Here is a 12,849-nt window from a genome sequence, read left to right as displayed (position 1 = left end):
GACGCGCTCGTCCAGCGCGCGCTGGGGCACGCCGGTGGCGACGGCGGCGATGGCGAGGCGGCCCGCGTCCTGCGCGCTGAACGCGATCGACAGGCCCTGGCCCTCGTCGCCGATGCGGCGCTCGGCGGGCAGGAAGGCGTCGTCGTAGGCGGCGGTGGTGGTGGGGATGCCGCGCAGGCCCATCTTCTCCTCGGGCTTGCCGAAGCTCAGGCCCGCGGTGTCGGCGGGGACCAGGAAGCAGGAGATGCCGCGCGAGCCCTCGCCGGTGCGGGCGAACAGGGTGTAGAAGTCGGCGCGGCCGCCGTTGGTGATCCAGGCTTTGGTGCCGTTGAGCCGGTAGCCGCCCTCGACGGGGGTGGCCCGGCAGCGCAACGCGGCCGCGTCGGAACCGGCGTGCGCCTCGGAAAGGCTGTAGGCGCCGACGGTTTCGCCGGAGAGCATGCCCGCCAGCCACTGCTGCTTCTGCTCGTCGGTGCCGAAGGTGAACAGCGGATGGCAGGACAGGCCGTGCACGCTCACCGCGACCGCGACGGCGGCCCAGTGGCTCGCCAGTTCCTCCAGCACCTGCAGGTACACCTCGTAGGGCTGCGCGCCGCCGCCGAACTCCTCCGGGTACGGCAGGCTCAGCAGCCCGGCCGCGCCGAGCGCGGGGAAGACGCCGTCGGGGAAGACGCCGGTCTTCTCGCTCTCGGCGACCCGCGGCTCGAGCACCTTGTCGGCGATGTCGCGGGTCAGCTCGATCAGCTCGCGCGCCTCGTCGGTGGGCAGCATTCGGTCAACAGCCATGTCGACACAGTACGTCCAGCACTGAATTGCGTGCAAGGCAGCACGGAATTTTCAGGCCCTATACTGGGACGATGTCTGCGTTGCCACCGAACAAGCATCAGGAGAAGAGTCTGCGGACCCGGACGCTGCTGCTCGACGCCGCGATCGAGAGCCTCGCCGAGGTCGGCTACGCGGGCGCCTCGATCGCCGACATCACCGCCAGGGCCGGGGTCACCCGCGGCGCGCAGCTGCACCAGTTCCACACCAGGAGCGAACTGTTCGCCCAGACCATCGGCCACCTCACCGAGCGTCAGCGAGAAGCCATGCAGCGCAAGGCGAAAGCCCTGCCCGCCGACACGACGGCGGGTGCGGTACTGGTGGAGCTGGTCACCGCGACATTCGCGGGCCAGCTCGGCCGCGCCTCGGTGGAGCTCTACGTCGGCATCGCCAACGACCCGCCGCTGCGCCGCGAAATGCTGCGCGTGCAGCACGATCTGACGGTGGAGCTGCTCGACCGCTGTGCCGGGCTGATCGACGCCGACATCGCCCGCGAGCGGCTGGAGAGCGCTTTCTGGCTCACCGTCAACCTGGTCCGCGGCGCCACCCTCGACGAGATGGTCGGCCGCGACCGGGTCCGCCGCAAACAGGTGCTCGCCGATTGGACCGCGCTCGCCGACGTCGCCCTGGGGCGATAGGTCGGCCGAGCACTGCGCAGATCGCACATTCTTTCGCCGAGCGGTCGACATCGCGACCATTCGTGCAACGTGTGAACGCTCAGCGCATATCCGGCGCCTTAGTATCTGCGCATGAACGCAGACCAGCGGCCGCACGCTCCTCTGGCCGAAGACCAGGTGGGACTGGTCGTCGAGGTGTTCCGGATGCTCGCCGACCCCACCCGGGTTCAGGTGCTGTGGGCCCTGGCCGACCGTGAATTGTCGGTGAACGACCTCGCCACCGAGGTCGGCAAGCCCGGCCCGTCGGTGTCGCAGCATCTGGCCAAACTGCGGATGGCACGGCTGGTGCGGACCCGGCGGGAGGGCACCACGATCTACTACAGCCTGGAGAACGACCACGTCCGCAGACTGGTCGTCGACGCGGTGCACAACGCCGAACACGCGGGTCCCGGTGTGCCCGCGCATCATCGCGGGCCTGGCGCGGAGCCGCCGCATCGGTAGCAAGAGCGCTGTCGGTGAACACGCTGTTCACCAGGAAAAATTGCTCTGGGAAACAATTGCCGCTTGGTCTCTTTTCGGTAGCATCCGGTGTGACGTGGCTCATGCCGCGGCGGGACCGAAGGAGTTATCGATGCTGAGCACCATGCAGGACGACCAGCTGTCGCTGGCCAAGCTGCTCAACTATGCCGCCACCTTCCAGGGCAATTCGACCGTGTCCACCTGGACCGGCGACGGGGTGCGCACCATGACCTACCGCGAGCTCGGCGCCGACGCCGCCCGGTTGGCCAACGCGCTGCGCGGACTCGGCATCGAAGAGGGCGACCGTGTCGGCACCTTCATGTGGAACAACAACGAGCACATGGTGGCCTACATCGCGGTGCCCGCGATGGGCTCGGTGCTGCACGCGCTCAACATCCGCTTGTTCCCGGAGCAGCTGGTCTTCGTCGCCAACCACGCCGAGGACCAGGTCGTCCTCGTCGACGGCACGTTGGTGCCGCTGTTCGCGCAGTACCTGCCGAACCTGAAGACGGTCAAGCACGTGATCGTCGTCAACGGTGACGCGTCCGCGCTGACCGCACCCGAGGGCGTGCGGGTGCACTCCTACCGCGAGCTTCTCGACAGCCAGCCCGCCGACTTCGACTTCCCGGTCGTCGACGAGCGTTCCGCTGCCGCGATGTGTTACACCTCCGGCACCACCGGCGACCCGAAGGGCGTCGTCTACTCGCATCGCTCCAACTGGCTGCACGCCATGCAGGTGAACTCGCCCAACGGCATGGGTTTCCAAGGCTCGGACTACGTGCTCGCGATCGTGCCGCTGTTCCACGCCAACGCGTGGGGCCTGCCGTACGCGGCGCTGATGTCGGGCGCGAACATCCTGATGCCGGACCGCTTCCTGCAGCCGGGTCCGCTGCTGGAGATGATGGCCGCCGAGAAGCCGACCTTCGCCGCCGCGGTGCCGACCATCTGGGGCGGCGTGCTGGCCGGCCTGGCCGCGAAGCCGCAGGACATCTCGCACCTGCGCACCGCCGTCGTCGGTGGCTCCGCGGTGCCGCCCGCCATGATGCGCGCGTTCGAGGAGAAGCACGGCGTGCGCATCCTGCACGCGTGGGGCATGACCGAGACCTCCCCGCTGGGCAGCGTCGCGCACGCGCCCGCCGGTGCCGAGGGCGAGGAGGCCTGGGCCTACCGCTACACCCAGGGCCGCTTCCCGGCCAATGTCGAGGCCAGGCTCGTCGGTGACGACGGCAAGGTCGTTCCCAACGACGGCGAGTCGCTCGGCGAGCTCGAGGTCCGCGGCGCCTGGATCACCGGTTCCTACTACTCGCCGACCGGTGCCGAGATCGACCCGGACAAGTTCGACGACGGCTGGCTGCGCACCGGCGACGTCGGCAAGATCAGCCCCGACGGTTACCTCACCCTGGTCGACCGCTCCAAGGACGTCATCAAGTCCGGTGGCGAGTGGATCTCCTCGGTGGATCTGGAGAACGCCGTGATGGGCCACCCGTCGGTCGCCGAGGCCGCCGTGATCGGTGTGCCGGACGAGAAGTGGGACGAGCGCCCGCTGGTGGCCATCGTGCTCGTCGAAGGCGCCACCACCCAGCCCGTCGAGCTGCGTGACTTCCTGGCCGACAAGTTCGCCAAGTGGCAGCTGCCGGAGCGCTGGACCTTCATCGCCGAGGTGCCCAAGACCAGTGTCGGCAAGTTCGACAAGAAGCGCGGGCGCGCCCCGCCCGCCGCGGGCGCGCGGGCCGGGACGCCGGGGGGGTGACCGCCCGGGTCGGGCGGGCGGGCGTGGACTGGCTTCCACGCCCGCCGTTTTCATTCAGTTGTCGGATTCTGTTGTGCGATGCAGTTGTCGATATTCAGTTATCGAGGAGAAGCGCTGGTGCTCAACAGTTCCGGAGTTCCGGGCTCTGGTTGAGGAGCTGGGCCCGCGGGCTGATGTAGCGGGTGTAGGTCTCGCCGCCGACCGCCGAGAGCGGGAAAGCGGCGACCCGGTGGCAGTTCTGGAAGGCGAGTTTCACGCCGAAGTGCCGTTCCAGCCCGCCGCGAATGGCGTCGGAGGCCAGGGCACGCAGCAGCTGGCCGCGGGCGACCTCGTCCGGCGGCGGTACCCGGTTGTCGGCGTATTCCTCGGTGCCTTCCCGCAGCTCACCGGCTACCCGGCTCACCACTTCCCAGGCGTAAGGCAGTGACGTGCGGACGCATTCGACGAATTCTGCGTCATCGATATCGCCCTGTTCGGCGCGCTCGAGCAGTGCTGCGGGAACATCGAGGGACATGGCGCTCCTCCTGCTTGGTGGTGGTCGGCGGGATGCGATGCCTATTCCAGTCTAAACGAAATCCGTTGTCAATAACCCTGGATTCACACTGAAAGTGCCTTCCGGAGAGCGTGTTTCGCGTCGGCGTACAGGTTGCCGACCAGTTCGCCTACCGGTAGCTCGGTGGTCAGTGAATGCGCTTGCCCCGCCCACAGATTCACATCGTCGGGGTTGCCGGCGGCCCGGCCCGCGGCGCGCAACGGTGCTGTGGCGTAGTGAATTTCGGGGTAGGCGGCGGGCGCGGTCGCGGTGTGCTCGGTGAGAAAACGGTTGCGGATTCCGCGTGCGCGTCGTCCGGTGAAGGCGCGCGTCAGCATGGTCGGTTCCGCCGACCCGATCGCGCCGCGATGCACGGCGTTGGTCCCGGCCTCCGGGCAGCGCAGCAGCGCGGTGCCGAGCTGCGCGGCGGCCGCGCCCGCGGCGAGCACGGCGGCCAGACCCGCGCCGGTGGCGATGCCGCCCGCCGCGATGATCGGGCGGTCGGTGACGGCGGTGAGCAACTGGATCAGGGTCAGCAGGCCGGGCGGGTCGACGGCGTCGTCGGCCGGATCGTCGAGGAAGCTCGCCCGGTGCCCGCCCGCCTCGGCGCCCTGCGCGATGAGGGCGTCGGCACCGGCGTCGATGGCGATCAGTGCCTCGGCGGGCGAGGTGACCGTCACCCACACCTCCGTGCCGACCGCGTGCAGCCGGTCGACCTCGACCGCGGTGGGACAGCCGAAGGTCGTCGACACCACCGCGACCGGATCAGCCACCAGCAGGTCGAGCTTGTCGGCCCAGCCGTCGGTGTCGTGTGTGGGGGAGCCGAGCGGGAAGTCGGCGCCCAGCTCGGCGAGGTAGGCGGCGTAGGTCGCGGGCTCGGCGACCGGACCGGGCGCGAACAGGTTCATGCCGAAGGGGGCGGTGGTCGCGGCCCTGGTCGCCGCGATCTGGTCGGCCATCGCGTCCGCGGCGAGGTAGCCGGCGGCCAGTTGGCCGAACCCGCCCGCGTTCGAGACGGCGACCACCAACTCCGGGGTGGACGGGCCGCCTGCCATGGGCGCGGCGACGATGGGGACACGCAAACTCTCGATCACCATCCCCCGAGTCTGTCCGGTCGGCGCCCCGGCAGGGCGCGCTGACGGCGCGTGTGACCCGGTCGGCAACGGTATCGTTACTGTGCTACAGGCCTCTCACCTGCGAATTCGAGATCGAAGGTTGCGGAATGGTCACGACCGAGTAGAGTTCCCGTCACAACGGATGCCGAACCGTTACACACAGTTCGGTGGCGGGAACCGCCCAGGCGGATTCCGGGCCGGTCGCAAGCCGGTTTCGTTTTCCTTGTTGTCGGACGCTAGGACGAAACTTTGTCGCAGCACCGTGTGGGCCCCGAATCCATCTCCGTCAAGACCCTGCTGGGTGACGGAGGCGCCGGGCGCCCGAGCCGGCACCGCGCCGAACCGTCGCGTACCGATCGGGTGCGGGTCGCCGCCAGCGCCGCGGTCGCCGCGGGCGCCCTGGTCGGCACCGCCGCCTCGATCGCCCCGGCGATCGCCTACGCGGCCCCGCTGCTGCCGACGCACAACGACGACGTCGAGGAATCCGTCGTCTCCGATTCCGCTCGCGAGGCCGCCGAGATCAGCCTGGTCGCCGCCAAGCAGGTCGCCGCGCCGGCCGCCGACGCGCCCGTGCAGGTCGACGCGGTCGCCGCGCCGATCGCCGCCCCCGTGGCCGCGCCGTTCGGCATCGGCAACCTACCGCCCGAGATCGCCGGCCCGCTCGCGCAGGTCGAGGACATCATCCAGGGCATCCAGCACCAGGTCGCGCCGCCGCAGGCCGCCCGGCCGGTCGCAGGCCCGATCAGCTCCGGCTACGGCGCCCGCTGGGGTGCCATGCACTACGGCCTCGACTTCGCCGACACCCTCGGCGCCCCGATCCACTCCGTGTCCAGCGGCACCGTCATCGAGGCGGGTCCGGCCTCGGGCTTCGGCCTGTGGGTGCGGGTGCTCCAGGACGACGGCACCACCGCCGTCTACGGCCACGTCAACGAGATGCTCGTCAGCCAGGGCCAGCGGGTCAACGCGGGCGATGTCATCGCGACCGTCGGCAACCGCGGCCAGTCCACCGGCCCGCACCTGCACCTCGAGATCTGGGATCAGGGCGGCGGCAAGATGGACCCGCTGCCGTACCTCGCGTCCAAGGGTGTTCCGATGGAGTGGGGCCCCTCCTCGCACTGAGAGTTAGTTAGTGCGGATTCGTCCGTGAAAGCCTGGTGACGGTGGTTCGGTATGAGCCCCGTCACTTTGCTGTGTGATCCGGCAACACCGCTTGGCGCTGGGCCGATACTCCTCAAGGCCCTAGTACCCGGGGCCCGGGAATTTGGGGCTGTCGGCGCGAAATTCGGTCGGTACGTCGCGCTCGATATGATGGCTCGATCTGCACGGGGCGGCCGTTCGCGCGTCCAGGCTCGATGAGAGGTGAATGAACCCGAATGGAAACTGCCCGCCGTTCTGCCCGCGGTAACCGCCGTCGCCGGTCGAGCAGTCCGACTTTCGGGCAGTTGCTGACCGGGGCGGTCGAGTCGGCCGCCGATGCTGTCGCCATCCGGTTCAACCCCACCGGCGAGCCCGCCGACCAGCGTGAACTCACCTACCGCGCGCTCGACGAGGAGTCATCGCGCCTGGCCAGGGAGCTGATCGCCCGCGGTGTCGGCCCCGGTGACATCGTGGCCGTCGCTATCACCCGCTCGATCGAGTCGGTGCTCAGCGTCTGGGCGGTGGCGAAGTCGGGCGCGGCCTACGTGCCGATCGACCCGGCCTATCCGGCCGAGCGCATCGCCCACATCGTCACCGACTCCCGCGCCGTGCTCGGCGTGACCACCGCCGCGCACCGTCCCGGCCTCGGCCACTCGACGACCTGGCTCGAACTCGACGACCCCGCGGTGGCGGCGGCCGTCGCCGCACAGCCGGCGCACGCCATCTCCTACAGCGACCGGGTGCGCACGCTCGACGAGCGCCACCCGGCCTATGTCATCTACACCTCCGGCTCCACCGGCCTGCCCAAGGGCGTCGTGGTGACCCAGGCCGGCCTGTCGACGATGGCCGCGGTGGGCAGGCAGTACCGGATCACCGCCGAGTCGCGGGTGACCCACCTGAGCTCGCCCAGCTTCGACTTCTCCCTGATGGAGATGCTGTTCACCTTCACCGCGGGCGCGACTCTGGTTGTCGTCCCGCCGACCGTGTTCGGTGGCGACGAACTCGCCGATCTCGTCCGCCGTGAACAGGTCTCGCACCTGCTGATCACGCCCGGCGCGCTCGAGTCGGTGGACGCCACCGCGGTCGACAGCGTGCGCGTCGTCGTCACCGGTGGTGACAAGCTCGGCCCCGAACTGGTGGATCGCTGGGCCGGCGCCGACCGTTCGGTGTTCAACGCCTACGGGCCCACCGAGGCCACCGTCATGGTGACCACCGGCGAGATGACCGCGGGCGAGCCGGTGACGCTGGGTTCGGTGATTCCCGGCGTCGCGGCCTTCGTGCTCGACGCGCGCCTGCGCCCGGTCCCCGCGGGCGTGGTCGGCGAGCTGTACCTGGCCGGACCCGCGCTCGCGCAGGGCTATCTCGACCGCCCGGCGCTGACCACGGAACGCTTCGTGGCCAATCCGTTCGGCGCCGACGCGGGCGCGCCGGGCGGACGCCTGTACCGCACCGGTGACCTGGTGCGCCGCAACACCTCCGGTGCGTTCGAGTACCTGGGGCGCTCGGACTTCCAGGTCAAGATCCGCGGCCTGCGCATCGAGCTCGGCGAGATCGACAACGCGCTCACCACGCACGCCGACGTCGACTTCGCGGCCACCCTCGGCCGCACGCTGACCAACGGCGTGACCTCGCTGGTCTCCTACGTGCTGCCCCGCGCGGGCGCCGCGGTGACCCCGGCCGACCTCGCCCACCACCTGTCGGGCCTGCTGCCCGCGTACATGGTGCCCGCGGCGATCATGCTGCTCGACGAGATCCCGCTGACGCCGGTCGGCAAGCTCGATCGAAAAGCGTTGCCGGAGCCCACCTTCACCGCCCGCGAGTTCCGCGCGCCGAGCACGCCGATCGAGGAGATCGTCGCGCAGGTGTTCGCGGCGCTGCTGGTGCCGGGTGACGACGACAAGCACCGGGTCGGCGCCGACGACGACTTCTTCGAGCTCGGCGGCAACTCGCTGCTGGCCGCCCAGGCCGTGGCCAGGATCGGTACCGCGCTCGACGCCAGGGTGCCCGTGCAGCTGGTGTTCGAGGCGTCGACGGTGTCGGCGCTGGCCGCCCGGGTCGAGTCGCATGTGGGCGCGGGCACCGGTAACCCGCTGACCGCGCAGGACCGTCCCGAGCAGATCCCGCTGTCATACGCGCAGCAGCGGATGTGGTTCCTGAACCGTTTCGATCCGGCCAGCGGCGCCAACAACATTCCGCTGCCGGTCCGGCTGTCCGGCACGCTGGATCTGGCCGCGATGCGTGCCGCGGTGACCGACCTGGTCTCCCGCCACGAGGTGCTGCGCACCATCTACCCGGAGATCGACGGCGACGCCGTGCAGCTGGTGCTGCCGGTGAGCGATCCGCGCGCGGTCCCGCTGCTGGAGGTGGTCGACGCGACGGCGGAGCAACTGCCGCAGCTGATCGCCGAGCAGGCCGTTGCCGGGTTCGATGTCGCGGTCGCGCCGCCGGTGCGGGTGCGGCTGTTCCGCCTCGGCGCCGAGGAACACGTGCTGCTGTGCGTGGTGCACCACATCGCCGCCGACGGTTTCTCGATGGCGCCGCTGACCCGCGACCTGATCGCCGCCTACTCCGACCGGCTGCGCGGCAACGCGCCGCACTGGCACCAGCTGCCGGTGCAGTACGCCGACTTCACCCTCTGGCAGCGGGCCACGCTCGGCGCCGAATCCGACCCGGATTCGCTGCTGGCGCAGCAGATCTCCTTCTGGCGCGACGAATTGTCCGGGCTGCCAGAGCAATTGGACCTGCCCGCCGACCGCCCGCGTCCCGCGGCGATGACCAACCGCGGCGCGAGCTACGACTTCCGGATCGACGCCGAGGTGCACGCCGCGCTGGATCGGCTGTCCCGCGAACACAATTCGACGCTGTTCATGGTGGTGCACGCGGCGCTGGCCGTGCTGCTGGCGCGCCTGTCGGGCACCACCGACATCGCCGTCGGCACCCCGGTCGCGGGCCGTGGCGAAGCGGTCCTCGACGACGTGATCGGCATGTTCGTCAACACCCTGGTGCTACGCACCGAGGTCGACCCCGCGCGCAGCTTCGACGAGCTGCTCGGCACGGTCCGCGGTACCGACGTGGCCGCCTTCGGCCACGCCGACGTGCCGTTCGAGCGGCTGGTCGAGCTGCTCGATCCCGCCAGGTCGATGGCCAGGCACCCGCTGTTCCAGGTGATGCTCACCTTCCAGAACCTGGCGGGCACCGAGCTGCGGCTGCCGGGTCTGACCGTCTCCGGCGTCGATCTGGCCGTGCCGTTCGCGAAGTTCGATCTCGAACTCACCCTGGTTCCGCTGGAGACCGACGGCGTGGCGAGCGGTGTGTCGGCGGCGTTCACCTACGCCAGCGACCTGTTCGACGAGGCCACCGTCGCCGGTTTCGCCGACCGTCTGGTGCGGCTGCTGTCGGAAGTGGTGGCCGATCCGGCTCGCCCGGTCGGCGCGATCGAGCTGCTGGAGCCGGTCGAACGCACGCGAATCCTGGAGCGGTGGAACGACACCCGGCACGAGCTCGCGCCCGCGCTGCTGCTCGACGGCTACCGGGCCACGGTCGCCGCGCATCCCGATGCGGTCGCGCTGTCCTACGAGGGCGCCGAGCTGACCTACCGCGAGTTCGACGAGCGGGTGAACCGGCTGGCCCGGCTGCTGGTGCAGCGCGGGGTCGGTGCGGAGTCGCTGGTCGGGCTGGCTGTGCGCCGGTCGCTCGACCTCGTTGTCGGCATGTACGCGATCGTCACCGCGGGTGGCGCCTATGTGCCGCTGGATCCGGATCATCCGGCCGAGCGGATCGCCCACATCCTCGATACCGCGCAGCCGGTGTGCGTGCTGACCACCACCGCCGACGCGGTCGAGGTGCCTGCCGCCACGCCGGTGATCACCATGGATACCGTTGCGCTGGAAGGCTTCTCGGGTGCGCCGCTGAGCGCTTCCGAGCTCATCCGACCGGTGCTGCCGCAGCACCCTGCCTACGTCATCTTCACCTCGGGTTCCACCGGGCGCCCGAAGGGTGTCGCGGTGTCGCATCAGGCGATCGACAACCAGATCGCGTGGATGCTCGCCGAGTACCCGCTGGGCCCCGGCGATGTGTACCTGCAGAAGACCGCGACCACGTTCGACGTGTCGCTGTGGGGTTACTTCATGCCGCTGCGCAGCGGCGCGAAGCTGGTCGTGGCCACCCACGACGGGCATCGCGATCCGGCCTACATCGCCGAAACCATCGCGGCGCAGGGCGTCACGATGACCGACTTCGTGCCGTCGATGCTGACCGTGTTCGCCGCGCACACCACCCCGGGCGCCATCCCCACCCTGCGCGACGTGTTCGCGATCGGTGAGGCGCTGCCGCCGGAGACGGTCGAGGCGTTGCGCGCGGTGTCCCCGGCACAGGTGCACAACCTCTACGGCCCGACCGAGGCCGCCGTGTCGGTGACCTACTGGCCCGCGGGCGAGACCGATCGTGGCTCGGTGCCGATCGGTGTGCCGCAGTGGAACACCCAGGTGTACGTGCTGGATTCGCGGTTGCGTCCGGTGCCGTCCGGCGTGGTCGGCGAGCTGTATCTTGCGGGCGATCAGCTCGCGCGCGGGTACGTCGCCCGGCCCGACCTCACCTCGGATCGCTTCGTGGCCAACCCCTTCGCGCCCGGCGCGCGGATGTACCGCACCGGTGACCTGGTGGTGTGGCGCACGCCCACCGCCGATACCCACGTCCTGGAATACCTGGGCCGCACCGACTTCCAGGTGAAGTTCCGTGGCCAGCGCATCGAGCTCGGCGAGATCGAGACCGCGCTGCTCGCCCAGCCCGCCGTGAGCCAGGCCGTCGCGATCGTGGCCGATTCGCCCGCCGGTGAGCAGCTGGTCGCCTACGTGGTGCCCAAGCCGGGTGAGCGGATCGAGCAGGCGCCGCTGCTCGCCGCCATCGGTGAGTCGTTGCCCGCGTACATGATTCCGGCCGCGCTGGTCGCGCTGGAGGCGTTCCCGCTCAACCCCAGCGGCAAGCTCGACCGCAAGGCGCTGCCAGCGCCGACCTTCATCGCGGGCGAGTTCCGCGCGCCGGCCACCCCGACCGAGGAGATCGTGGCGGGCGTCTACGCCGAGCTGCTCGGGATGGCCCGCGTCGGCGCCGACGACGACTACTTCGCCCTCGGCGGCAACTCGCTGATGGCCACCCGCGCCATCGCGAGGATCAACGAGGCACTCGACGCCGAGGTCACGATTCGCGACCTGTTCGAGGCGCCCACCGTGACCGCGCTGGCCGCCAGGATCGGCGCGGCGGGCGGTGCGTCCGCCCGGTCCGCTCTGGTCGCCGCCGAACGGCCACAACGGATTCCGCTGTCGCTGGCCCAGCAGCGCATGTGGGTGCTCAACCAGCTCGACCCGGCCTCGGGCTCCTACAACATCCCGTTCGCCATCCGGCTGACCGGCGCGCTCGACGTCACAGCGCTCGATGCCGCGGTGCTCGATGTGCTCGGCAGGCACGAATCGCTGCGAACCCGCTTCCCGGTATCGGTCGGCACCACCGCGTCTGCTCGCGCCGCCGGTGCTGACGCGTTGTCGGACGACAGTGCGCCCGGAGGGCGAGTCGCCGGGGGCGGGGCTGCCGCCGGTGCTGACGCGTTGTCGGACGACGGCACGCCGGGAGGCCGAGTCGCCGGAGGCGGGGCCGCCGCCGGTGCTGACGCGCTATTGAACGACGGCACGCCTGGTGGCCCGGTCATCAGGGGCGGGGCGATCGAGGGCGCACCGGTCCAGGAGATCGTGCCGGTGGCCGAGGTGCTGCCGAACGGTCTCGAGGTCGAGACCCCCACCGATGTGCTCGGCAGGGCCGCCGAACTGGCGGCGGCCGGCTTCGATGTGACCCGCGAGGTGCCGGTACGGGCGCGGCTGCTGACCGACGGCTCGACCGCCGACGGGCTGCTCGTCTTCGTCGTGCACCACATCTCCGCCGATGGCGCGTCGCTGGCCCCGCTGGCGCGTGACCTGATGACCGCCTACGTCTCGCGCGCCGGGCAGCAGGCCCCGGCCTGGACGCCGCTGTCGGTGCAGTACGCCGACTTCGCGCTGTGGCAGCGCGCGGTCGTCGGCGCGGACGACGAGCCGGGCTCGGTCGCCGCCGCGCAGCTCGACTACTGGCAGACCCAGCTGGCCGGTGTCCCGCCGCTGCTCGAGCTGCCGCAGGACCGGCCGCGTCCCGCGGTGCCCACCCTGCGCGGTGCGACCACCGAGTTGCGACTGCCCGCCGAGGTGCACGCGCAGCTGAACCACATTGCGCGCGAACATAAGTCGACGCTGTTCATGGTCGTGCACGCGGCGCTGGCCGTGCTTCAGGCCCGGCGTTCGGGCACCACCCACAAACCCCAAGGCCCCGCCCGAG

General features: G+C 70.5%; 8 protein-coding genes. 5 read left to right on the top strand and 3 right to left on the bottom strand.

What is annotated here, in order from left to right:
• The coding region (locus ACFWPJ_RS11550) for an acyl-CoA dehydrogenase family protein (RefSeq protein ID WP_378849837.1) at positions 1-786 on the bottom strand (786 nt) is incomplete at its 3' end.
• Between the two features lie 71 nt (positions 787-857).
• Here ACFWPJ_RS11550 and ACFWPJ_RS11545 point away from each other — a divergent pair.
• The 3 genes from ACFWPJ_RS11545 (at position 858) to ACFWPJ_RS11535 (ending at position 3,708) form a co-directional block, all read left to right on the top strand.
• Positions 858-1,460 (top strand): TetR/AcrR family transcriptional regulator, encoded by a 603-nt coding sequence (locus ACFWPJ_RS11545; RefSeq protein ID WP_378849835.1) that lies wholly within the window; start codon positions 858-860, stop codon positions 1,458-1,460.
• 111 nt (positions 1,461-1,571) lie between these two features.
• Positions 1,572-1,940 (top strand): ArsR/SmtB family transcription factor, encoded by a 369-nt coding sequence (locus ACFWPJ_RS11540; protein WP_378849833.1) that lies wholly within the window; start codon positions 1,572-1,574, stop codon positions 1,938-1,940.
• Positions 1,941-2,070: 130 nt separating this feature from the next.
• Entirely contained in the window at positions 2,071-3,708 is a 1,638-nt protein-coding gene (locus ACFWPJ_RS11535; RefSeq protein WP_378849831.1) for a long-chain fatty acid--CoA ligase, read from the top strand.
• A gap of 121 nt (positions 3,709-3,829) precedes the next feature.
• Here ACFWPJ_RS11535 and ACFWPJ_RS11530 read toward each other — a convergent pair whose 3' ends face one another.
• Positions 3,830-4,222: an SCO5389 family protein gene (locus ACFWPJ_RS11530; protein ID WP_378849829.1), complete on the bottom strand. Its 393-nt coding sequence runs from the start codon at positions 4,220-4,222 to the stop codon at positions 3,830-3,832.
• 83 nt (positions 4,223-4,305) lie between these two features.
• Positions 4,306-5,337 carry a nitronate monooxygenase gene (locus ACFWPJ_RS11525; RefSeq protein ID WP_378849828.1) on the bottom strand — a complete coding sequence of 344 codons (1,032 nt, stop codon included), beginning with the start codon at positions 5,335-5,337 and terminating at the stop codon, positions 4,306-4,308.
• Between the two features lie 267 nt (positions 5,338-5,604).
• Between ACFWPJ_RS11525 and ACFWPJ_RS11520 the strand changes: the two genes are divergently transcribed.
• Both ACFWPJ_RS11520 and ACFWPJ_RS11515 read left to right on the top strand, forming a co-directional pair.
• On the top strand, positions 5,605-6,474 hold the full coding sequence (locus ACFWPJ_RS11520; RefSeq protein ID WP_378849826.1) for a M23 family metallopeptidase: 870 nt from the start codon (positions 5,605-5,607) through the stop codon (positions 6,472-6,474).
• 254 nt (positions 6,475-6,728) lie between these two features.
• Positions 6,729-12,849: amino acid adenylation domain-containing protein (locus ACFWPJ_RS11515; protein ID WP_378849824.1), on the top strand; the 6,121-nt coding region annotated here is incomplete at its 3' end.

It is taken from the genome of Nocardia sp. NPDC058497, from assembly GCF_042720195.1.
GTDB lineage: Bacteria > Actinomycetota > Actinomycetes > Mycobacteriales > Mycobacteriaceae > Nocardia.
The sequence above is the reverse complement of the archived record's forward strand: the minus strand, read 5'-3'. Positions and strand labels throughout refer to the sequence as shown.

Coding starts and splice junctions, on each gene's coding strand:
- ACFWPJ_RS11545 (WP_378849835.1), top strand. CDS start 858: ATGTCTGCGTTGCCACCGAACAAGCATCAGGAGAAGAGTCTGCGGACC.
- ACFWPJ_RS11540 (WP_378849833.1), top strand. CDS start 1,572: ATGAACGCAGACCAGCGGCCGCACGCTCCTCTGGCCGAAGACCAGGTG.
- ACFWPJ_RS11535 (WP_378849831.1), top strand. CDS start 2,071: ATGCTGAGCACCATGCAGGACGACCAGCTGTCGCTGGCCAAGCTGCTC.
- ACFWPJ_RS11530 (WP_378849829.1), bottom strand. CDS start 4,222: ATGTCCCTCGATGTTCCCGCAGCACTGCTCGAGCGCGCCGAACAGGGC.
- ACFWPJ_RS11525 (WP_378849828.1), bottom strand. CDS start 5,337: ATGGTGATCGAGAGTTTGCGTGTCCCCATCGTCGCCGCGCCCATGGCA.